Origin of the sequence: Halobacillus massiliensis (assembly GCF_900166625.1) — a bacterium.
GTDB classification, from domain to species: domain Bacteria; phylum Bacillota; class Bacilli; order Bacillales; family Halobacillaceae; genus Halobacillus_A; species Halobacillus_A massiliensis.
The window spans coordinates 804,004-823,981 of record NZ_LT800499.1; the positions used below are offsets into that span (position 1 = coordinate 804,004).

Annotated in this window: 21 protein-coding genes; 9 read left to right on the forward strand and 12 right to left on the reverse strand. The window is 40.2% G+C overall.

The features are described from left to right. Positions 1 to 125 precede the first annotated feature (125 nt). The 3 genes from B7E06_RS04020 (at position 126) to B7E06_RS04025 (ending at position 1,936) form a co-directional block, all read left to right on the forward strand. Positions 126 to 998: an AraC family transcriptional regulator gene (locus tag B7E06_RS04020; protein ID WP_082232783.1), complete on the forward strand. Its 873-nt coding sequence runs from the start codon at positions 126 to 128 to the stop codon at positions 996 to 998. Between the two features lie 148 nt (positions 999 to 1,146). Further along, a complete protein-coding gene (locus tag B7E06_RS21720; RefSeq protein ID WP_179133942.1) occupies positions 1,147 to 1,311 on the forward strand; it encodes a hypothetical protein in 165 nt (54 codons plus the stop codon). A gap of 196 nt (positions 1,312 to 1,507) precedes the next feature. Then, entirely contained in the window at positions 1,508 to 1,936 is a 429-nt protein-coding gene (locus tag B7E06_RS04025) for a VOC family protein (protein WP_082232784.1), read from the forward strand. A 100-nt stretch (positions 1,937 to 2,036) separates the two neighbouring features. On the opposite strand, the gene B7E06_RS04030 is transcribed toward B7E06_RS04025, so the two are convergent. Beyond that, positions 2,037 to 2,459 carry a VOC family protein gene (locus tag B7E06_RS04030; protein ID WP_082232785.1) on the reverse strand — a complete coding sequence of 141 codons (423 nt, stop codon included), beginning with the start codon at positions 2,457 to 2,459 and terminating at the stop codon, positions 2,037 to 2,039. An 80-nt stretch (positions 2,460 to 2,539) separates the two neighbouring features. Continuing rightward, positions 2,540 to 3,358: an AraC family transcriptional regulator gene (locus tag B7E06_RS04035; protein ID WP_082232786.1), complete on the reverse strand. Its 819-nt coding sequence runs from the start codon at positions 3,356 to 3,358 to the stop codon at positions 2,540 to 2,542. A gap of 160 nt (positions 3,359 to 3,518) precedes the next feature. Here B7E06_RS04035 and B7E06_RS04040 point away from each other — a divergent pair, with 160 nt between their 5' ends. After that, positions 3,519 to 3,716 (forward strand): hypothetical protein, encoded by a 198-nt coding sequence (locus B7E06_RS04040; protein ID WP_082232787.1) that lies wholly within the window; start codon positions 3,519 to 3,521, stop codon positions 3,714 to 3,716. Positions 3,717 to 3,853: 137 nt separating this feature from the next. Here B7E06_RS04040 and fbp read toward each other — a convergent pair whose 3' ends face one another. Beyond that, positions 3,854 to 5,785: a fructose-1,6-bisphosphatase gene (fbp, locus tag B7E06_RS04045; RefSeq protein ID WP_082232788.1), complete on the reverse strand. Its 1,932-nt coding sequence runs from the start codon at positions 5,783 to 5,785 to the stop codon at positions 3,854 to 3,856. Positions 5,786 to 5,978: 193 nt separating this feature from the next. Here fbp and B7E06_RS04050 point away from each other — a divergent pair, with 193 nt between their 5' ends. Then, on the forward strand, positions 5,979 to 7,475 hold the full coding sequence (locus tag B7E06_RS04050; RefSeq protein ID WP_082232789.1) for a flavin monoamine oxidase family protein: 1,497 nt from the start codon (positions 5,979 to 5,981) through the stop codon (positions 7,473 to 7,475). A gap of 651 nt (positions 7,476 to 8,126) precedes the next feature. Here B7E06_RS04050 and B7E06_RS04055 read toward each other — a convergent pair. Together B7E06_RS04055 and B7E06_RS04060 are read right to left on the reverse strand one after the other, a co-directional pair. Beyond that, positions 8,127 to 8,318 (reverse strand): hypothetical protein, encoded by a 192-nt coding sequence (locus tag B7E06_RS04055; RefSeq protein WP_082232790.1) that lies wholly within the window; start codon positions 8,316 to 8,318, stop codon positions 8,127 to 8,129. Between the two features lie 195 nt (positions 8,319 to 8,513). After that, positions 8,514 to 9,554 (reverse strand): NAD(P)-dependent alcohol dehydrogenase, encoded by a 1,041-nt coding sequence (locus B7E06_RS04060; protein ID WP_082232791.1) that lies wholly within the window; start codon positions 9,552 to 9,554, stop codon positions 8,514 to 8,516. Positions 9,555 to 9,810: 256 nt separating this feature from the next. Between B7E06_RS04060 and B7E06_RS04065 the strand changes: the two genes are divergently transcribed. Further along, positions 9,811 to 10,227 (forward strand): MerR family transcriptional regulator, encoded by a 417-nt coding sequence (locus tag B7E06_RS04065; protein WP_082232792.1) that lies wholly within the window; start codon positions 9,811 to 9,813, stop codon positions 10,225 to 10,227. 52 nt (positions 10,228 to 10,279) lie between these two features. Here the strand turns inward: B7E06_RS04065 and B7E06_RS04070 are convergent, their stop codons facing one another. From B7E06_RS04070 to B7E06_RS04080, 3 genes are read right to left on the reverse strand one after another with little or no spacing between them, the layout of a single operon-like run. Then, positions 10,280 to 11,647, reverse strand: coding sequence for a PTS ascorbate transporter subunit IIC (locus tag B7E06_RS04070; RefSeq protein WP_082232793.1), 1,368 nt, complete (start codon positions 11,645 to 11,647; stop codon positions 10,280 to 10,282). Between the two features lie 29 nt (positions 11,648 to 11,676). Beyond that, entirely contained in the window at positions 11,677 to 11,943 is a 267-nt protein-coding gene (locus B7E06_RS04075; RefSeq protein ID WP_082232794.1) for a PTS sugar transporter subunit IIB, read from the reverse strand. Positions 11,944 to 11,962: 19 nt separating this feature from the next. Then, the gene (locus B7E06_RS04080) at positions 11,963 to 14,074 is read right to left on the reverse strand and encodes a BglG family transcription antiterminator (RefSeq protein WP_082232795.1); all 2,112 of its coding nucleotides are present in this window, start codon (positions 14,072 to 14,074) and stop codon (positions 11,963 to 11,965) included. Positions 14,075 to 14,346: 272 nt separating this feature from the next. On the opposite strand from B7E06_RS04080, the gene B7E06_RS04085 reads away from it, so the two are divergent. From B7E06_RS04085 to B7E06_RS04095, 3 genes are all read left to right on the forward strand, one after another. Then, on the forward strand, positions 14,347 to 14,892 hold the full coding sequence (locus B7E06_RS04085) for a TetR/AcrR family transcriptional regulator (RefSeq protein WP_082232796.1): 546 nt from the start codon (positions 14,347 to 14,349) through the stop codon (positions 14,890 to 14,892). Between the two features lie 109 nt (positions 14,893 to 15,001). Then, positions 15,002 to 16,132: an MFS transporter gene (locus tag B7E06_RS04090; protein WP_082232797.1), complete on the forward strand. Its 1,131-nt coding sequence runs from the start codon at positions 15,002 to 15,004 to the stop codon at positions 16,130 to 16,132. A 265-nt stretch (positions 16,133 to 16,397) separates the two neighbouring features. Then, a complete protein-coding gene (locus B7E06_RS04095; RefSeq protein ID WP_082232798.1) occupies positions 16,398 to 16,751 on the forward strand; it encodes a YciI family protein in 354 nt (117 codons plus the stop codon). A gap of 90 nt (positions 16,752 to 16,841) precedes the next feature. Here the strand turns inward: B7E06_RS04095 and B7E06_RS04100 are convergent, their stop codons facing one another. From B7E06_RS04100 to B7E06_RS04115, 4 genes are all read right to left on the reverse strand, one after another. Then, positions 16,842 to 17,579 carry an amino acid ABC transporter ATP-binding protein gene (locus B7E06_RS04100; RefSeq protein WP_082232799.1) on the reverse strand — a complete coding sequence of 246 codons (738 nt, stop codon included), beginning with the start codon at positions 17,577 to 17,579 and terminating at the stop codon, positions 16,842 to 16,844. An 11-nt stretch (positions 17,580 to 17,590) separates the two neighbouring features. After that, on the reverse strand, positions 17,591 to 18,298 hold the full coding sequence (locus B7E06_RS04105; RefSeq protein ID WP_082232800.1) for an amino acid ABC transporter permease: 708 nt from the start codon (positions 18,296 to 18,298) through the stop codon (positions 17,591 to 17,593). Continuing rightward, on the reverse strand, positions 18,282 to 19,106 hold the full coding sequence (locus tag B7E06_RS04110) for an amino acid ABC transporter substrate-binding protein (RefSeq protein WP_082232801.1): 825 nt from the start codon (positions 19,104 to 19,106) through the stop codon (positions 18,282 to 18,284). Before B7E06_RS04110 ends, B7E06_RS04105 begins: the two co-directional genes overlap by 17 nt. Positions 19,107 to 19,257: 151 nt before the next feature. After that, on the reverse strand, positions 19,258 to 19,914 hold the full coding sequence (locus tag B7E06_RS04115; protein WP_082232802.1) for a glycosyltransferase: 657 nt from the start codon (positions 19,912 to 19,914) through the stop codon (positions 19,258 to 19,260). Positions 19,915 to 19,978 lie beyond the last annotated feature (64 nt).

The following is a 19,978-nucleotide window of genomic DNA, read 5'->3' on the forward strand; positions in this document are numbered from 1 at the left end:
TTCTAGTACCTCTCTTTTTTAGAGAAGGATAACATGTGAATCCAATCCGCCATAATTGGTATATGGAAAGTCGGGTACATTCGTTTTTTCATTGATAAAATAATCACTGAATGGAAGGTGATAGGATGGATTCGCTAAAAGAAATGAATGAAGCGCTCACTTATATTGAAAAGAACTTAGAGTATGAAATTGATCTTGAAGTAGCTGCACAAATCGCCCATTGTTCAGTTTTTCATTTTAAAAAAGTCTTCTTCTATCTCTCTGGAATCACGTTAATCGAATATATACGGAGACGAAGATTAACCTTAGCGGGTTTTGATTTAATGGAGCCAGATACAAAAGTCATTGACGTTGCTTTTAAATACGGCTATCAATCTCCGGATTCATTTACGAGAGCCTTTCAAAATCTTCACGGAATAAACCCATCTGAGGTTCAAAAAAATAAGCATTCGCTTAAATCCTATCCTCCTATGACCTTTCAATTAACTATTCAAGGAGGAAACGCTATGGATTTTCGTATTGTAGAAAAGAGTGAATTTTTCATTGTTGGAAAAAAGAAGAGAGTGCCTATAGTTTTTAACGGTGTAAATCCTGAAATTGCAGCTATGTGGAAAAGCTTAGACGATAACACAATAGCTGAGCTAAAAAGAATTTCTAATACAGAACCCTATGGTCTTTTAAGTGCTTCTACAAACTTTTCTGAAGGAAGAATGGAAGAAAAAGGGGAGCTTGATCATTACATTGGTGTGGCAGCTGCAAATGCGGATCGTGTAAACTTTTCAAGACTTAAAGTTCCGGCATCGACTTGGGCTGTATTTGAATCAGTCGGACCATTCCCGGAAACGCTTCAAAATATTTGGGGAAGAATATATGCGGAGTGGTTTCCATCTTCTAGCTACGAGCAGGCAGAAGGTCCGGAAATCCTTTGGAATGAAAGCAAAGATATTCATTCACCAAATTTCAGAAGTGAAATATGGATTCCTGTTAAAAAGAAATAAGTGAAAACAAAGCGGCCAACTAAACTGGCCGCTTTTTTGTTATGATGGAATTGGTTGGTACTAGTAATAAATGGTACTTATATATGTGCTGATTCTATGAAAAGGTCGCCCTCAAGAAATGGAATGATTTTGAAGAGGAGGATGCTACATGGATCTCGCAATTTTTGGAGGGGTAGCTTTTCTCGGAACCATTGTGGTTATAATTGGTTTTATAGTGATTATAATAAGGAATATTATGAGACCCAATCGCGAATTACATCAAAAAGTAGATAATTTGGAGAGGGAATTGAAAGAACTCAAAGACAAGCAATAATGGGAAATTCCAAAAAAGCTGTTGAACAGTTTTTTTGTTCTTTATCAAAATCTACGTATACAAGTAGATTCAGCCAGTGTATATTTAAATTAGAATTTGCTCCCGCCCTTTCTATCGTAGAAATCTTCCTTCCAGAGGAGCCCCTTCATCTAGATCCTCATCTGCGAGACAAAAAACATTTTGAGGTGATCCAGGGATGGCTTTCCAATCAAGTGGAATCTTTGTCAATCTGCCGGTAAAAGACTTGGAAAAATCAAAGAACTTTTTTCAGAGTGTAGGGTTTGAGTTTGATCCGAATTTTTCAGATGAGAAGGCAGCCTGCCTTGTGATTGGGGAAAATATTTGTGCGATGCTGCTCGTTGAGGATTTTTTTAAGACGTTCACTAAAAAAGAAGTAGTCGATTCAACACAAGGTACTGAAGTGATCCTGGCTTTAGCAGTAGAGAGCAGAGAAATGGTCGATGAACTCGTTGAAAAGGCCTTATCAAATGGTGGTATGCCATCGAATGAGCCGCAGGACCATGGATTTATGTATTACCGCAGTTTTCAAGACGTAGACGGTCATCTTTGGGAAGTATCGTTTATGGATATGCATGCCGTAGAACAAGAAGAAGCGGGAGCTTAAGCTGGTCTTTGCTGCTGTCTTTTCGAGTTCTTAATCTAAATAAAAAAATAAGAAATAATATAAAAGCCAGATCATTAGGTGTGATCTGGCTTCTTTCTATTTAGTCCTCTAATTCCCATTCAGGGTTCCATACAATTTCCCACAGGTGACCGTCTAAATCAAGGAAATGGCCTGAGTAGCCGCCCCAGAAAGTATGTTTAGCATGATCTGTAATTTCAGCTCCAGCCGCTTCGGCCTGCTGCATAACTTCATCGACTTCCCTTTTGCTCGCCACGTTATGTCCAATAGTAAATTCCGCAGAACTTCTTGGGGATGTGGGTACATTTGCTTCATTAGCTAGACTCTCCCGGCCCCAGATCCCCAGTTTCACTCCATACTGCAAATCAAAAAAAGCTACAGCGCCATTATCGTATTCCTCTCCGATGATTCCCTCTGTCGGAAGTCCGAGTCCGTTTTTATAAAAGTCCAGAGATTTCTTAAGATCATCAACAGCCAGCGTGAGTACTGATACTCGTGGTTTCATTGGGTTTCCTCCTAGATTGTTTGATGTTCCTATTAATCATACTTTTTTAGATCCTAACAGAATTGTAAAAAACGGACATTTTATTTGCGATGCGGGAAAACTCTACTAGGAACCATCCCATAAAACTGCTTAAACTCATTGATGAAGTGAGCCTGATCATAATAGCCATACTTTAAAGCAATCTTTAGAAACTCTTCTTGAGGATGATGATAGAGCTCTTTTAAAAGACTTTGAAATCGGACGATGCGCGAGAATTCTTTAGGGGAGACTCCTAATTCTTCTTTAAAAGCTCTTCTAATGCTTCTCTCACTATAATTAAGTTCTCGCGATAAGGATTGAATGGGCTTTCCGCCACGACCTTCGTATATATACTGTAATCCAGCTTGAAGCAAGTCTAGACTGGGGAGGGATCTCTTCTTATTTAATAAGCTCATTAGTTTAACTTCTACTACTTCAATTTTTTCTTTCATTCCCTGTGCATCCATAACTTCTTGAGTGAATGGAAGGGCCTCTTTCCCCCATATATCCTCAAGAAACACTTGGTATCCTGTCAAGTTTTGAGCGGGATACTTTATAAAGGATCGTGAATAGTTAGAGAAAAAGCGAATTCCAAACAATTCCTGGTTACTTGTAAAATTTATGACTTCAAATCGTGTCATCAGTCCAGTAACAAACGCAGCCTTTGACAGGGAGGGGGCCGTTAAGTCGAATATAATATCTACACAGCCATCTGGCAGTATACGATGAATTTTCTCCTTTTTTGAAGCATAATAATTCAGACTCCAATAACAGGCGACATACTGATGGAGCATTGGATTTGGTGCATATTCTCGGTAAACATAATCGGAGTCCTCTTCTCCTGTAAGAAACGGAGACTGGATGGGAAGGTAGAAATTCATTTGATCACCTTACTAAAGAGTCAGTTACTTTTAATCTTTTACTTTTTAAAAATCCGTATTGGACAGGGTTTTAAAGACATAAACCTTTATATAAAGGGTCGATATTTACTTAGCAGGACGTTATTCTTATTAATAAAGAGACAGGAAGGGAGGGAGCTTAATGAATGGTGATCCGGTCGTATGGTTGAATATTTTCACAGTTGGCTTTGTTATTTTATGTTTTTATTTTACCCTTACATTTATAGAAAATGTACATAATAGAGGAGAGGAAAGGATCACTAAACAGTCAAAAGCAGCAGCCATTATTTGTCTAGTGATCGCTTTGTTTATTCCCATTATCGCTGCTAGTTTAATCTAAAATTGTTCCGCCATTCCTGGGATTAATAGGACAGAAAGACTTCATGCTGCAAAAAAGGAAGAGATTGGTTCCAGCAGTGGTGATAAATGATATACGGAAAGGGATCTAACACAACAGACCCCTTTCCTTTATTTCTTCTATCGATTCATATAGCGGTATTCCATTAACCGTTTTAAAATAGAAACTTCTTCTAACATTTCTTCTCCTACATTTGTTTCCCGCACCTTTTTACGATCAAGTTCTTTGTCCACTAATCGCTTGACCGATAGCACGTCCGTTCCATTCGTCAGCACATCTTCTTTAGAATGGAATTGCTTGTGGGCGACAAGCTGCATGCCGTAAGAATTATATAAGAGCGTATAGCCGGCAATCCCTGTTGTTGATTGATAGGCTTTGGAGAACCCTCCATCAATAACGACCATCTTGCCATTGGCTTTAATCGGATTTTCTCCTTCAATTTCTTTCACTGGAGTGTGGCCGTTTATGATATGACCCTGGTCAGGATCCAGGTCGAATTCCTTTAAAATGCTGCGGCAGACTTTTACATCTTCGCGTAAATAATAGTAGGGATTCTTTTTCTCTTTATGGGTATCTTTATCACTGATGAAATATCTTTCAAAGGTGGTCATTTTTCTTTTTCCAAACAGGGAGGAATATTCTCCTGTCCATAAGTACCACACCATATCTGTTGCCAGATCATCCGTTTCTTCCGGATGGGTGAATGCATATCGGAGAAAACGTTCAAAAATATCAAGCAAATCACGGCCGGCATATGTTTGATCTTCAATCACCATTTTCTCCATCTTCCCGTCTTCATTTAAGGGAATACAGCCATGGATTAATAGGTTTCCATTATATTTTAAGTAAAGACTGCCTTTTTTCATAAGAAACCTCATATGTCTGGCCAGCTTTTCGGAATGCTGCAGAGAAAATAACAGTTTGTCGATAACTTGCTGTTCTTCCTCTAATAATTGAGCCGGATTCTTGGGGTCAACTGTTGCAAAGCAGCTGTTCTCCAGTGGATATGTTTTATCATGAATGGTTAATTCATTGTTCTCATAATCGACGTTTTCCAGTACTAGCCGTTCTGACATATTAAAGTTTGGCCGGCGCTTGATAATCGGGCTTTCAAGCTTAAATTGTATGATTGAAATCGCCTGGTGAATTTTCGTGATTTGTAACTTTTCATGCTCTGTCGTTTTATCAGAAGGGACCTTTGGCCGAAAGGCGGGATTGTCGTCATAATATTTATCCGCCAGATTCAGAAGCGGCCGCAGGTTAATACCATAGACATCTTCTATAATATCAAGGTTATCGTAACGCGCGCAGATTCGAATGATATTGGCGAGACAAACCTTTGAACCGGCAAAGGCTCCAATCCATAAAACGTCATGATTTCCCCACTGAATATCGACAGAATGGTAATTAATAAGGGTCTCCATAATTTTATCAGGTTCTGGTCCCCTGTCGTAAATGTCTCCTACGACATGGAGGTGGTCGACAACCAATCGCTGTGTACTGTAGGCGAGCCCGATAATCAACTTATCTGCCTGTCCTAGAGATATAATCTGCTGAACAATTTGAGAGTAGTATTGCTCCTTATTTGCGGATTCATCTGTTTTATACAGCAGCTCTTCGATAATATAAGCAAACTGACTGGGCAGTGCTTTACGTAATTTAGCATGTGTATATTTGGAAGAGGCATAGGAAACCAGCTTAATCAACCGTCCGATCGTTTCCTTATACCACAGGTTTAATTCTTGATCATTGGCAAAGCTGTTTTTAATCATCTGCAGCTTTTCTTCAGGATAATAGACTAATGTTACCATCTCATTAATTTCACTTTCATAGATGGACCCATTAAAAATATCCCTTATTTTCTCTTCGACCCGGCCTGAACCGTTTCGTAACACATGCTGAAAAGCTTGATATTCCCCGTGTAAGTCACTAACAAAGTGTTCGGTCCCCTTTGGCAGATTAAGAATGGCTTCAAGGTTAATAAGCTCAGCAGCTACTTTTTCTTCACTATCATATTTCTCGGCAAGCAAATCTAAGTATTTTGTATTCACCTTCAGACTGGCCCCTTTCAAGATTATCTCGGTATAAATGCAGCGTCGGAAAATTCTTTTTATTTTATAATCGTACCATATTTCCCTCTTCAAGAAATTGTAAGATTGCTGATTTATATATTTGATCGGCAGGAAGAAAGTGATATATTCCATTATTCCTACATATTGTAAAAATAAAAAGTGGGTGTAGGTTATGTGGGATCGAGAGGGAGGTTCATTGAAATACCCGCACGATATGCTCTCTATCATTAGGGAAGGGCTTGATAAGGCACCGATCCCTAAAAGAGTGATCATTATCGGAGGGGGAATGGCTGGACTTACAGCAGCATCTCTGCTTAAAAATGCCGGTCACCAAGTCGTTATAGTAGAAGGTAACAATCGGATTGGCGGCAGGATCTATACCGTTAGAGAACCCTTTCAGCCAGGAAACTATTTGGATATGGGGGCCATGAGAATACCTGACAATCATAAGCTGGTGATGGAGTATATTAAGAAATTTCAGCTTCCTGTCCATGTGTTTAATAATTCTTCCCCGGAAGATTTGATTTTTACAAATAACGTTTTAACAACTCGAAAAGAATACGAGGCCAACCCTGATATTTTAAATTTCCCTGTAGAAGAGGATGAAAAAGGGAAGACGGCGCTTGAACTGCTTTTAGAAGCTGTCCAGCCTTTTCTCTATCTCTATGAACAAAGTACTCCTGAAGAGCGTGAACAGTTGGAAGAGGAGTATGGCAAATATTCAATAGGAAATTTTCTGCAATATAATCCATTAGGAAAACCTCTCTCGGTAACTGCCATTCGGTACATTGGTGTAATGCTGGGACTTGAAGGATTCCCGAACTTTTCATTTGTTGATATATTAACGGATATTATTTATCCGATTTTCAGTGAAACTGTGAATTTTTTAGAAATAGATGGGGGAAATGATCATCTTCCAAAAGCTTTTCTGCCACAGCTTTATCCTAATATTTATTTAAACCAGAAAGTCGAGCGTATTTACCAGAAGCAGAAAGGGGTCAGGGTGCAGACGAGAAACCCACAAACCGGAGAAGTGAGCAATTTCTATGGCGATTATGCAATTGTAACCGTTCCATTTTCTGTCTTTCAATTCGTAGATGTCATTCCGTATGATTCGATTTCCTTTAAGAAATGGCAGATTATTCGTGAATTAATAAATGTGGCTGCTATGAAAATTGGCATTGAATTTAAAAGCCGTTTTTGGGAGAAAAATCATGCAGGGAATGCAGTTTCAGATCGAACGACACGATTTTCATATGTTCCCAGTCATGGGATTGGTACGCAGGGGCCAGCGGTAATGCTGGCCAGCTATGGATGGGGGGATGATGCGCTCTTATGGTCGAGCACGCCTCCAGAAGTAATGACTCGCGAAGTATTAAGTGACCTGGCTAAAGTTTACGGTACCATTGTCTATAAGGAATATTTGCAAACAGTTTCTTTTAATTGGAGCCTTAATCCTTTTTCGGCAGGCTGCTTCACTCTTTTTTCTCCGGGACAGGGTAAAGAATTTTTCGATATTATCAAACGTCCTGAAGGAAGGCTGCATTTTGCTGGCGAACACACTTCTTCTTTTCATGGGTGGATTGAAGGAGCGATTGAGTCTGGAATCCGGGCAGCTTATGAGGTGAACGTAAAAGAGTTTATAAAACCGGGTCTCTATTTAAAATAAAATGCTTAAAATTTTGCTACTGTGGGTAATTATTTAAATATAATAATTACATAGCAGGAGGACATCATGTTTAGCTTAGAAGTAGGAAGTCTATTAAAGAGTCGATGTAAGAGTTGTTACCACAATGAAATGCAGGTTATAAAAATCATTCCAAAAGAATTCACGAGAAGAGTAGCTTTCGTTGTATGGATGCAGTGCCCTGAATGCGGGCAGAACGACAACAGCCTCACACAAATAAGATAATCAAAAAACTATATAGACCAAACAAAAAAGACACACTATGAGGATTGTCATAGGGTGTCTTTCTCATTTGCCACGTTTTTAAATGGTGTGTAGTGGGAATGGATTACTTAAATACTACTGCAAGGAGCTGTATAATGATTTCACACCATGAGAAGCTCCTATTTGAGAGGGAGAGGTATAGGCTGCTTTTACTTCTGTCTCAGACATGTGACAGAGACAGTTGTGAAATGCTGGAAGGACAAATTGACTGGTTTAAGGAAGTGCTAGAAAAAGAGGAATGATTTCCACTCATTCCTCTTTTTTTAGCGCTTTGTTATGTAAGTTTTGAGGTGAAACCAATTTATTACCTATTTCGTAAATAAGTAAAAGACGAAAGTGATCATTTTTTGTAATAGACCGAATTTGCTATCAATCAGTGAATAACTGGAGGAGGACAAAGGCCATTAATGGAATAGCTATTCCTACACCTCTATAAATAAGCAGTTGATTTTCAGTAACTTTTTCTCCTTTTTGCTCCTTCCAGGCCGGATAAAAAAATCCAAGCACCCAGGCAGAGGTTAGGGTGATAGACATGATGATTGTTCCTACCACAAAAAACATAGAAGCACCTTCCTTAGTATGAAAATACCCTATAGGACTAAAAGAAAACAGCTTTGCTGCCATTATTGTGGCCATATATTTTGTAGGGAACTTTATTACTGTTTTTATTACCAGTCTCTCGTTAATACTTCATCTAAATGAGACTGCGAGTATTTTAAACGGTGGCCCTACAAGGGCCACCCTGGGAGATTCAAATTAAATGGTGCTCGTATCAATAACAAAGCGATATTTCACATCTGAAGCTAAAACTCTTTCATAAGCTTCGTCAATTTGATCGGCATCAATGATTTCAATATTAGGGGCAATCTGATGTTCAGCGCAAAAATCGAGCATTTCCTGAGTCTCACGGATGCCGCCGATCATTGAACCTGCAAATGAACGGCGATGACCGATAAGGGAAAATACATTTACGGGTAATGGTTCAGCAGGTGCTCCCACATTTACAAGAGTTCCCTCTAATGTTAGCAGGGAGAGATACTCATTAATGTCAATACTGGCACTTACTGTGTTAATGATGAGATCAAAGGTACCCGCAAGTTTTTCGAAGGTCTCAGGCTCACTTGTAGCATAGTAGCCTTCTGCACCGAATTGTAAGCCATCTTCTTTTTTATTCAATGTCCTTGAAAGGACGCTGACTTCTGCACCCATAGCATGTGCGATCTTAACAGCCATATGACCAAGACCTCCCATACCGACAACAGCTACTTTTTTGCCTGGGCCAGCGTTCCAATGATGTAGTGGTGAATAGGTAGTAATCCCTGCACAAAGTAACGGAGCTGCGGCATCAAGCTCGATGTTATCTGGAATTTTAACTACAAAATCCTCGGTTACGACAATATGTGTAGAGTAACCGCCTTGAGTCGGCTCTCCGTATTTGTCGACACCGGCATAAGTAGGAACATTTCCTTTCAAGCAGTATTGCTCTTCTCCTTTACGGCAGTTTTCACATTCTCCACAAGAGTCGACCATACAGCCAACCCCGACACGGTCTCCTACCTTATACTTTGTAACGTTCGGTCCTGCCTCTGTAACGATACCTGCAATTTCATGACCGGGTACGAGAGGGTAATTTACAGGACCCCAGTCCCCGTGTGCTGTATGGATATCTGAGTGGCAGATACCTGCATATTTAATTTCAATAAGCACATCCTGTGAATCAAGGTCACGACGTTTAATTTCAGCGGCTCGAAAGGACTTATCGGGTCCGTCAACCGCGCGGGCTTTAACATTTACCATGTAAAAAAACCTCCAATAAGTAGTTTTCAAGAGAAGTATTATTTCTCATACTTTTATTCTCCTGTAAAACAATGGTACGCCTTATAGTTAACTCTAGGTCAAGGAATTAACTTGGAAAATTCTTTTCCCAGCACATTAGAAATCTCAGATTCTATCCCTTCGCGATTTTGACTTTTAAATAAGGGCCATGGTAAGATTCTGCCAAATCATAGAGTTCTCTCGAGGTCTATATTATAAAGAATAAAGGAGATAATACATGAAAACATATTCGATCAGTGAAGTCGCCAAGGAGTTAAATCTGACTGTATATACTTTGCGCTATTATGATAAGGAGGGACTTATGCCCTTTGTGGAAAGATCAGGGAACGGAACAAGATTGTTTAAAGAATCGGATATTGGTGCATTAAAAATAATAGAATGTCTTAAATCTACCGGAATGCCTATTAAGGAGATTAAAACTTTTATAGATTGGTGTTCAGAGGGTGATGGCACTTTACAGCAGAGGTATGACATGTTTATGGAAAGAAAAGCCGATGTGGAAGCACAGATGGAAGAATTAAAGAAGACGATGGAAGTTATTGAGCATAAATGCCTGTACTATAAGACGGCGCTGGAGGCCGGGACAGAGGATATTCATAAGCACGTTCATATTGGAAATTCTGTTAAAAATTAATACAATTAAAAAACACTCCCTGCCTAAGATAGGAAGGGAGTGTTTGAATGGATTAAGCGGCATCTGAATCGTCTTCTATTTTTTTGGTTTTTGACTTAAAGCCGAGAAAGAATGGGATAGCCAGGATTAGAAGGACCGCCGTGATCACTGTGATATTAGAAGCGACCATATTAATCAGGTTACCAAGGATAATTCCGACAACAGCGAAGTCGGCATCCCCGAATGTTGTTCCCTGGAATCCTAGAGAACCTAGGACTGGTAATAACAGGGCTGGCAGGAAGCTGATCATAACACCGTTTGCCATAGAACCGATGATGGCTCCTCTTCGGCCGCCGGTTGCGTTACCGAAGACACCTGCAGCTGCCCCTGTGAAGAAGTGAGGAACTAGTCCGGGCACGATGACTTTTAGTCCGAGTAAAGGTAAGAACAGCATACTGACAAGTCCAGCGATAAAGCTGCAAAGAAAGCCAATGATGACAGCGTTTCCAGCGAATGGAAAAATGGCTGGACAATCAAGTGCTGGTTTAGCGTTAGGGACGATTTTGTCTGCAATCCCTTTGAAGGCAGGAACAATCTCACCAAGGAGCATACGTACACCCGCTAAGATAATATATACACCAGCAGCAAATGTAAGACCCTGCATAAAGGAAAAGACGAGGAAATTCTGTCCGCCGCTTAATTCTCCTTCAACGAAGGCGGGTCCTGCTGCACCGGCGACGACAAAGAAGAGGATAACCATAGTTAAGGAGACTGAAACAGATGTGTCTCTAAGAAAACTGAGGGATTTTGGTACTTTGATTTCCTCTGTTGATCTCGATCCTTTTCCTACTTTTTCTCCAACGTAGGCAGAGACTAAATAACCGAAAGATCCGAAATGACCGATGGCAAAGTCATCTGATCCTGTTATTTTACGTGTGAAAGGCTGGAGCATAGCAGGGAATAGGACCATAAGTGCTCCTAAAATAACGGCGCCAAAAATGATCATCGGTACACCGGAAAATCCTCCAGTGGTCAAGATAACAGAAATGAGACAGGCCATGAACATCGTGTGGTGTCCAGTTAAAAAGATATATTTAAAAGGACTGATTCTGGCAAGCAGTATATTGACAACCATTCCGAAGAGCATGATCATCGCTGTCTCTGTACCAAAGGTTTCCTGGGCGAGTGCTACAATTGCCTCATTGTTAGGAATGACCCCATCAACAGCGAAGGCTTCATTAAACATGCTCGTGAATTGACCGAGGGACTGGACGAGTACATTGGCCCCGGCCCCAAGAATTACAAAGCCCATTACAGTTTTTAATGTACCGGAAACAACATCTCCGGAATTTTTGCGTTGTACTAGGAGTCCGACGAGAGCGAATAGGCCGACAAGGATAGCTGGGGTTCCTAAAACATCCTTCATTATTAAATCAATCATGGTGATCGCTCCTTTTTATTATTGTAAATTTAGATATTTTGTTCTAAAGCTTCGCGAAGTTCATTTTTATCCATCAAGTTCCTAAGCTTCACAACATTTTTATTTCCATCTTCAAGACTTCCTACAATATCTTCTGATCCTAAATAGAGGTCAGCCTGCTCGCTTTTGGCTGTCGTTAAGTCTGTGTGAGAAACTTCCGCCTCTTTTCCCATTTCCTTTAGAGCTGCTTTTACATTCATTTCAACGATCATACTGCTTCCTAAACCATTTCCACATACCACTAATACTTTTTTCATAATAATTCCTCCTTATTTTTTAAACTTCGACAGATTGATAGATTAAATCTAAAACGGTTTGGCTGTCGTTTGCTGAGATTAATTTCTTAATATTTTCTTCATCTGATAACAGTTCTGTAAGCTGTGCTAATGCTTTTAAGTGGGTTTGATTGTCTATCGCTGCCAGCACAATGATTAACTGGGCGCGATGCTTTTCTTTTTCAGAAAAATATACAGGATCTTTCAGTCTGAGAAAACTCATTCCAAGCTGCTCGACACCGGCTTCAGGCCGTGCATGAGGGATAGCGATGTTTGGCGCAATGACAATATATGGTCCTAGTTCATTCACATTATCAATCATGGCCTGCACATATTGAGGGTGAATCGATTGCTGATCGATCAAAGGCTGGGCAGCTGTTTTGATGGCTTCCTCCCAGTTCGACACATTGTCTTTAAATTGGATAGTTTTTTCTGTTAATAATTCATTGAGCATAGGCTTTTTAAGCTCCTTTTTTCTCGGAGAATTTTGATTTAAAAGATAAGCTAAATCTTGTTTGAGCTCTTCTTTCTGGTGGATCGTTGCATAGCGGGTGATCACATCCATCAGCTGATCGGTTAGATCTTTTTCAGATGGTTTTGCATCAAAAAGCTTATTCATTTGCTGGATAACCCGTTCTTTTTCGATGTTGGTCAGAATAGCTGGTACATGGACAACTGGGATGTCCTTCGGTTTTATATAATTTGTTGAAAAAATAACGTCTGCTTCATGATGGCCATTTTGAAATTCTCTCATGGATAGTGTCGTAATGACTTCTAATCCGGCAATCAAGTTCTCGAGCTGGGTCCGAAGCATGTTGGATGTACCAATCCCGTTTTCACAAACGATGATAGCTCGGAGCTTTGGCTCTACCTGCTTCTTTTCTTTCGTAAGCCATCCACCGAAGTGTAAAGTAATGTAAGCAGCTTCTTCATCGGGAATCGGTTTTCCAACATACAGTTCCAGGTGGCGCATGACACGCTTCGTCAAATGGAAAATGTCTGGATAGGTTTCCTGAATGGTGGCCGCCAGATCGTTTGCAATCTGCACCCCATACTTCAGTCTGTAATAGGTCGGCTTAATATGGGAAATTAAGTTTTCCTGTAGTCCTTCTTTGTCATCGAAGACTACACAGGAATACAGTTGAAAATCAGCGATCATCCGGTGAACGACTTCTTTAAGCCCAGACAGTTCTCGCTCGGTATAACGGCTGAAATCATCATGATGGACTTTAGAACCCAACAGGTTCATGGTAATAAAGCACACTTCATCTTCCGGGAAGGCAGTTCCCAATTGGTTTTCCAGTCTTTTTGTAATAAGCAAGGAAGCTTGATAAGCTTTTGTTTGCTTGAGAACCTGTTTTTCCGCAGGCTGCACAGAAATAATCTCCTGTAACTCAATTCGCCTTATAATTACAAGGATCTGTAAAGAAAGAATCTCAACCATTTCATCTGTCAGCGTTAATCCAAGTTCTCTTTCAGCTTCGAAAAGCAAGTGGCTGACTAATAGCTTCTGATCGGTTTCCTCTGATGAGGTATAGGCTTCCGGCTGAATCATCTTGTGAACTTCATTTTTTACGTTCAGCCAATCAGGATTCGAAAAGATTGTGGCCAGAATATTGGAAAGCATTGTTCGCTTCGCTTCCTCCGGCCCTTTCAATCGGTAACCTGAGCCTTTCTTGTAGTACAACTGCAAACCAGCTTGATTGAATTCCTGCTTGATCTTTTTAAGGGCCTTGACTATTGTTCCGCGACTCATACTCGTAAGATCCATAAAGCTTTGCATCGAGGCGTCTCGTTCCTCTAATAGAACTTTCGCTTTTATGAGCACCTCGCGTTCCTGCTTGGATAACTGGTATTGCCAATCCTCAAAACTCTGATCTTTATGAAGTGTCAGCTTTGATTTTGAAGACTCTGGTAAAAATAATCCTACTCCATGTTTACTTTCTATAGGCTCCAGCTTCATCGTCTGCAGCCAATCGTTGATCTGGTCAATATCATAATAAATGGTGCGCTGAGATACATTTATTTTTGAAACTAGTACTTTAGCAGGTATAGGCTCTGTTGACTGTTGAATGATGGATAATAGATGTGCACGTCTTTTATCCAGTACCATAGGGATCCCCCTCGTTTTATCTCATAGGTGTAAGTTTTTGCAAGATTATACAGTTGGGAATGTGATGATCATCTTATGAATCTATTATATACGCATTCTATGGATAATGTAAGGGGTTTCACTGTACAGACTTTGTATCTAGTGTTTTTGCAAAAGTGAACAGTTGGGATTGGGCTAATCACAATAATTGTCCTACAGGTAATAAGGGGCTTTGATTTATATGATTTATCATGTTAAATTTAGAATGATCGTTCTACATAAGGAGGGACTGCATGAAAAAGTCTAAGAAAAAAGAAGATATTATAAACACAGCTCAAAACTTGTTTTATCAGCACGGCTTTCATGCGATTGGAATAAAAAATATTCTTGAGCAGGCCGGAGTAGCAACAATGACAATGTACTATCATTTCAAATCAAAGGAAGAGCTCATTAAGGAAATTTTGCTGCAAAGGGAAGATAAATACTTTCAGTTGCTAGAGGCAAGGATTCATAAAGAAAAGGGCATCGAGCACTATATATACTCTCTGATTGAAGCCCATCTTGAATGGATGGAAAAAGAGGGTTACAATGGCTGTTTATTTTTAAGAGCTAAGCAGGAATACGAGGGTGTTAACGAAGAGATCGCCTCACTAAGCAAAGAACATAAAACAAGACTCATTCATAAAATTGAGCAGGACTTAACGCTTTTCGGTTCTCCAAAACCTCTCAGTGTGCAGCTGGCTGTTGTACTGGAGGGAATTACATCGATGGTGCAAATACTTGAACTAGAGCAAGTGAAAGCCAGTGCTTTTGCTTTAGCGAAAAATATTCAGGTTTAGGGAAATTGATAGATAGGGAGAATAGCGCAGAAGATGGCGCTGATATTCCCTATTTTTATTTTATACATTTGTTATAATGATCGTTCTATATAAAAAAGGAGGATGAAACATGAAGGCACATCAATTAATTATGGCAGGATTGCCGATGATTGCGGTAACCTACGGTTTATCCAGGTTTAGTTATGGTTTAATGCTTCCTTATATTAACGAATCCATTCATATGGAGCAATCGACCAGTGGGATCATTTCCTCTTTGTCCTACTTGGCTTACTGTATAGCTATAGTGGCAGTCATGGTATTTTCAAATAAAGTGAAGTCAAAGACGATTCTTGTAACCGCCGGCTTATCATCAGTAATAGGACTAGGGGTTATTGCCATATCACCCAATCCCGCTGTCCTTGGTTTAGGTATCTTTATAGCCGGGTTGAGTACAGGTCTCTCTTCCCCGCCCTATGCAGATATTGTAAGCGGCCATATTGAGAGGAAGCTGCAGAATCAGACGAATTCATGGATTAATTCCGGCACAAGCATCGGCACAGCCTTTACCGGAATCATTGCGATTCTTATGACAGATAGCTGGAGAGAAACTTATTTAGTGTTTATGATCATCGCTGTTCTCGTGCTGTTGACTAATTATAAAGTACTGCCGAAGCATCAGAAAGCTGAACAAGAAAAAGCAGCCGGCTGGTCAAAAAAGGAGTGGAGGCGTTCAACTCAATTAATCCTTGCTTCTTTATTGTTAGGGGTATCCAGTTCCGCCTATTGGACGTTTTCCAGAGATTTTATTATCCAAGTAGAGAGTGCTCCTGAGTACCTCGGGGAGTGGTTTTGGGTAATAATTGGGACAGCGGGTTTGTTAGGAGGAACGGCTGGTACGGTAATCAATAAGGCTGGTATAAAGAGGGCGTATCGGCTTTCTGTATTCATACTTGCCACTTCGTCTCTTCTTTTAGGAATTTCCCCAGATCACCCTATGACAGGGTTTCTTTCACCGATGTTATTCGGAAGTGCTTATATTTTCGTAACAGGGGTTTTAATTGTGTGGGGGATTTCAGTTTTTAGAACGAATCCTTCCTTAGGATTAGGTGTGCCCTTTTTAATCCTTGCTCTCGGACAGGCTTTAGGGTCGATACTCTCAGGATTAATTGCAGGGGTGTTTGGATACTATTTTCTCTTTGCGGGATTTTCATTGATAGGGTATGTAAGCTTAGTATTTAAACCTGCAGAAGTAAGACAATAGTATCCTGTAAGTCTTATTATATAAGTGTAAAACTGCTTTGGCCGTGTATTTACGTTTACCTCAATCAAAACTTAATTAAGAAGGCGATAAAGAGCCTGTTTGAATGGAATGATAACCATTAAATAATGGATAGCTTTTCAGTCAAACTACAGCTAATCTTAATGTATAAAATCATACTTTGGAAAAAATTTTTTTAATCCATATGTCGATCATGGAGTTTCCCGTTCGTTGTATCTATAAAGAGGTAAAGAAGGAGGGGATTTTTATGCTGTTTATGTTAATTGTCAAAGCCTCAAAAAATTCGGAAGCCGGAAACCTCCCGAGCCAAGAGCTCAGGGAAGCGATGTCAAGATACAATGAGGAATTAGTTAATGCAGGTGTCCGGGTTGCAGCTAAAGGGCTTCATCCAAGTTTAAACGGTATTCGCCTTTCGTTTCCAAATCCAGGGGAAAAGCCTGTGATCACGGATGGTCCATTTACGGAATCGAAAGAATTGATTGCCGGGTTCATTTTGATTGATGTGAAGTCGAGAGAAGAAGCCATAGAGTGGGCCATGCGAATGCCAGACCCGCAAGGACATGGAGAAGGCCAGATTGAAGTGCGTCAAGTATTTGAGTGAAGCCCCGGTCCAGGGCATCTGAAAAAAATGATTACTAAAAAAATCTCCCCCTTTCTCATGTGCTTCAGAAAAGGGGGGGAGATTTTCTATTTATTCATTCAAAAGATTTAAAAACTGCCGGGCCCGCTCATTTTTCGGGTGAGAAAACACTTTTTCCGGATGACCGCGTTCCAATATGTGTCCTCCATCCATGAAGAGCACCTCGTCCGCTACTTCTTTGGCAAAGTTCATTTCATGTGTCACGATTACCATCGTCATTCCTTCTTTGGCTAATTGCTTCATCACTTGAAGAACTTCACCTACCAGTTCCGGATCAAGAGAGGAGGTGGGTTCATCAAAGAGCATAACTTCCGGATTCATAGCGAGCGCGCGGGCGATGCCGACTCGCTGCTGCTGGCCTCCGGAAAGCTGATAGGGATAGTAGTCTACTTTGTCCCCAAGTCCCACTTTTGTAAGAAGCTCCACAGCTTGAGGCTGAACTTCGGATTTTTTTCTTTTTTGCACCGTAACCGGCCCTTCCATAACGTTATCCAGGGCCGTAAGGTGGGGGAAAAGATTGTATGTCTGAAACACCATGCCGGTTTGCCGCCTGATGGCACTTATATCTTTCCTCTGCACCTTCTCTGAAAAGTTCATCTTCTGATTGTTGATTTCCAGAATTCCTTTAGAAGGAGTTTCAAGGACATTGAGACAGCGCAGTAATGTAGTCTTGCCGGATCCTGAGGGTCCGATAACTACGATTACTTTTCCTTTTTCTATATTTAAATCGATACCCTTAAGCACTTCAAGCGTACCGAAGTTAAGGTGTAAATCTTTAATTGATAACATATGGCAGCTCCTCATGTTTTAACATATCGATTAAGTCGGTTCTCCATTTGGTCTTGAATGAGAGAAAGAATAAAGCATAATACCCAGTAAATGAATGCCGCTTCTGTATATAGAAGTAAAGGTTCATAGGTGGTTGCCACAATCTCCTGTGATTTTCTGAACATCTCTGTAACAAGAATAGTGGAGGCAAGAGAGGTATCCTTCACTAAACTGATAAATGAATTAGACAATGGAGGTATGGACACCCTTGTAGCTTGCGGTAGGATGACCCTTTTTAAAGCCTGTGTATAATTCATATTAATGGAATAGGCCGCTTCCCATTGTCCCTTCGGTATAGACAGGATGGCTGCACGGATAATTTCTGACGCATAGGCGCCTGTATTTAATGAAAATCCGATGATGGCCGCAGGAAATGGGTCTATTTTTAATCCGATAGAACCAAGTCCAAAAAAGATGATAAACAACTGAACCAATAAAGGAGTTCCGCGAATAATAGAGACATAAACTCTCGCAATACCGCTCAGCAGTTTAATGCCGGACAACCGAAATAAGGCAGTGACAATTGCAAGGACGAGACCGATTGTGAATGCGATCAGCGTCATTGGTATGGTGTATACCAACGCACCCTTCAACAGTGGCCAAAAAGAGCTTTGAGCGATTTCCAAATATCGCTCAAAGCCTGTGGCTGTAGTTAGTAAAAAATTATTGGCTGGAAACATCTTCGCCAAACCATTCTTTAGAAATTTCTGCTAAGGTCCCATCTTCTTTCATTTCTTCAATCGCCCCATTTACGGCTTCCACCAGATCATCATTTCCCTGACGGAACATCATGGCACTTTCTGCCGCATCGCCAGCTTCATCTACAATCTGAGCGGGAGCATTGTCACCTTTTTGATTTAAGTAGTCAAGTACAGATAAACGATCATTTACTGTTGCGTCAACTCGTCCTGTGGCAATCAGCTCCATAGCTGGGTTAAAGCCTTCCACACTTTGAATCTCTGCCCCGTGTTCTTCCGCTATTTCTGCATAGTTACTCGTTAAAGATTGAGCGGAAGTTTTTCCTTCCAAGTCTGCAAAGGATTTGATTTCCTTATTGTCTTTGCTAGTGACTAAGACGGCTGTTGAGTACGTATAAGGAGTAGAGAAATCATATTTCTCTTCACGGTCAGGCTTGATTCCTACCTGGTTGGCGATCATATCAAACCGTTTCGAGTTCAAGCCCGCAAACATTGAATCCCATTTCGTTTCCTGGAATTCTATTTCTAAATCGAGACGCTTGCCGACTTCTCGGGCCACTTCGACATCATATCCTGTCAGCTTATCCTGATCATCATGAAAAGTGTACGGAGGATAAGTTCCTTCCGTCCCCACCGTGAGAACACCTTTTTCTTTGATCTGCTCATACAGGTTTTCATCAGAAGAAGCACTGTCTGAGCCTCCTTCTTCTGAGTTTTCATTACTTCCGCCACAAGCTGAAAGCAACAAAACTAACGTGAATGTTATGAGATAAAATGATAACTTTTTCATGTCATTCCTCCTATTATTTTTATAACATAGTAATTTGATAGGTATTATAGCAATTATACATATTACAATGGTTATTACCGCTTGTCAATGTTATAGCCTTGATAGGACCAAATACTGATAAAAATTTTAATTATCACAAAAAACTTCAGCACTATGCTGAAGTTTCTGTTTTAAACTTTTCTGGAAACTGTTTCACAACGCCTTCAGAGATAGCATCCGCCATCATGATGATATGTGTAACCCCATCATCAATCGCCACAATACGTTTATCCCAATCTTTTTCTAAGCTTGCGGTTAAGTCATCTGTTACTAATTCTAAATGCCGATACAGCAATTTCTTTAGATCTTCATTTTTTAGATTAGGGTTAGCCCCACTAAGGAAAGCCGCTATATCATCAGCATTTTTATACCATTCTTTGTTTAGCTGATTCACCATGTCGACATTTCCACTTTTAGCTGCATCCACAATTTTGCCAGCGATAATAATATGTTCTTTAAGCAAATCGGTAAGTTTGTTGCCTGCGTCTTCACCATATACCGGCTTGATAGCATTACCTATATCTTCCTGGTTTTTCAAAAGTCTTGATAGTACTTGCTTTTGATCCTCTGCTCCTGCTGTTGTGGCACTAGTAATATAATTACTCGTCCATAGCACATGGTCGATCCAAAGTTTTCTGAATTCATTTTTGAACTCTACTTCAGCTTGGCTTAAACATTTATCCTTTGTTTCAGCATGGACACTCATGGCCCCAGGCAGCATGTTGAGCATAAATACCATAATTAATGTCATCAGCACTAATTTCTTCATTCGTTTACTCCTTTCAAAAATAAAAAGTTCTCTCCTATTATTGTGATGTGCTGTTTTTTCATTC

What these genes read in the sequence shown, in the direction of transcription:
- B7E06_RS04070 (WP_082232793.1), bottom strand. Translation starts at nt 11,647, where the DNA reads ATGATTGATTTAATAATGAAGGATGTTTTAGGAACCCCAGCTATCCTT.
- B7E06_RS04025 (WP_082232784.1), top strand. Translation starts at nt 1,508, where the DNA reads ATGGCTTTCCAATCAAGTGGAATCTTTGTCAATCTGCCGGTAAAAGAC.
- B7E06_RS04095 (WP_082232798.1), top strand. Translation starts at nt 16,398, where the DNA reads ATGCTGTTTATGTTAATTGTCAAAGCCTCAAAAAATTCGGAAGCCGGA.
- B7E06_RS04075 (WP_082232794.1), bottom strand. Translation starts at nt 11,943, where the DNA reads ATGAAAAAAGTATTAGTGGTATGTGGAAATGGTTTAGGAAGCAGTATG.
- B7E06_RS04035 (WP_082232786.1), bottom strand. Translation starts at nt 3,358, where the DNA reads ATGAATTTCTACCTTCCCATCCAGTCTCCGTTTCTTACAGGAGAAGAG.
- B7E06_RS04065 (WP_082232792.1), top strand. Translation starts at nt 9,811, where the DNA reads ATGAAAACATATTCGATCAGTGAAGTCGCCAAGGAGTTAAATCTGACT.
- B7E06_RS04050 (WP_082232789.1), top strand. Translation starts at nt 5,979, where the DNA reads ATGTGGGATCGAGAGGGAGGTTCATTGAAATACCCGCACGATATGCTC.
- B7E06_RS04020 (WP_082232783.1), top strand. Translation starts at nt 126, where the DNA reads ATGGATTCGCTAAAAGAAATGAATGAAGCGCTCACTTATATTGAAAAG.
- B7E06_RS04030 (WP_082232785.1), bottom strand. Translation starts at nt 2,459, where the DNA reads ATGAAACCACGAGTATCAGTACTCACGCTGGCTGTTGATGATCTTAAG.
- B7E06_RS04090 (WP_082232797.1), top strand. Translation starts at nt 15,002, where the DNA reads ATGAAGGCACATCAATTAATTATGGCAGGATTGCCGATGATTGCGGTA.
- B7E06_RS04115 (WP_082232802.1), bottom strand. Translation starts at nt 19,914, where the DNA reads ATGAAGAAATTAGTGCTGATGACATTAATTATGGTATTTATGCTCAAC.
- B7E06_RS04040 (WP_082232787.1), top strand. Translation starts at nt 3,519, where the DNA reads ATGAATGGTGATCCGGTCGTATGGTTGAATATTTTCACAGTTGGCTTT.
- B7E06_RS04055 (WP_082232790.1), bottom strand. Translation starts at nt 8,318, where the DNA reads ATGTTTTTTGTGGTAGGAACAATCATCATGTCTATCACCCTAACCTCT.
- B7E06_RS21720 (WP_179133942.1), top strand. Translation starts at nt 1,147, where the DNA reads ATGGATCTCGCAATTTTTGGAGGGGTAGCTTTTCTCGGAACCATTGTG.
- B7E06_RS04110 (WP_082232801.1), bottom strand. Translation starts at nt 19,106, where the DNA reads ATGAAAAAGTTATCATTTTATCTCATAACATTCACGTTAGTTTTGTTG.
- B7E06_RS04100 (WP_082232799.1), bottom strand. Translation starts at nt 17,579, where the DNA reads ATGTTATCAATTAAAGATTTACACCTTAACTTCGGTACGCTTGAAGTG.
- B7E06_RS04105 (WP_082232800.1), bottom strand. Translation starts at nt 18,298, where the DNA reads ATGTTTCCAGCCAATAATTTTTTACTAACTACAGCCACAGGCTTTGAG.
- B7E06_RS04085 (WP_082232796.1), top strand. Translation starts at nt 14,347, where the DNA reads ATGAAAAAGTCTAAGAAAAAAGAAGATATTATAAACACAGCTCAAAAC.
- B7E06_RS04080 (WP_082232795.1), bottom strand. Translation starts at nt 14,074, where the DNA reads ATGGTACTGGATAAAAGACGTGCACATCTATTATCCATCATTCAACAG.
- B7E06_RS04060 (WP_082232791.1), bottom strand. Translation starts at nt 9,554, where the DNA reads ATGGTAAATGTTAAAGCCCGCGCGGTTGACGGACCCGATAAGTCCTTT.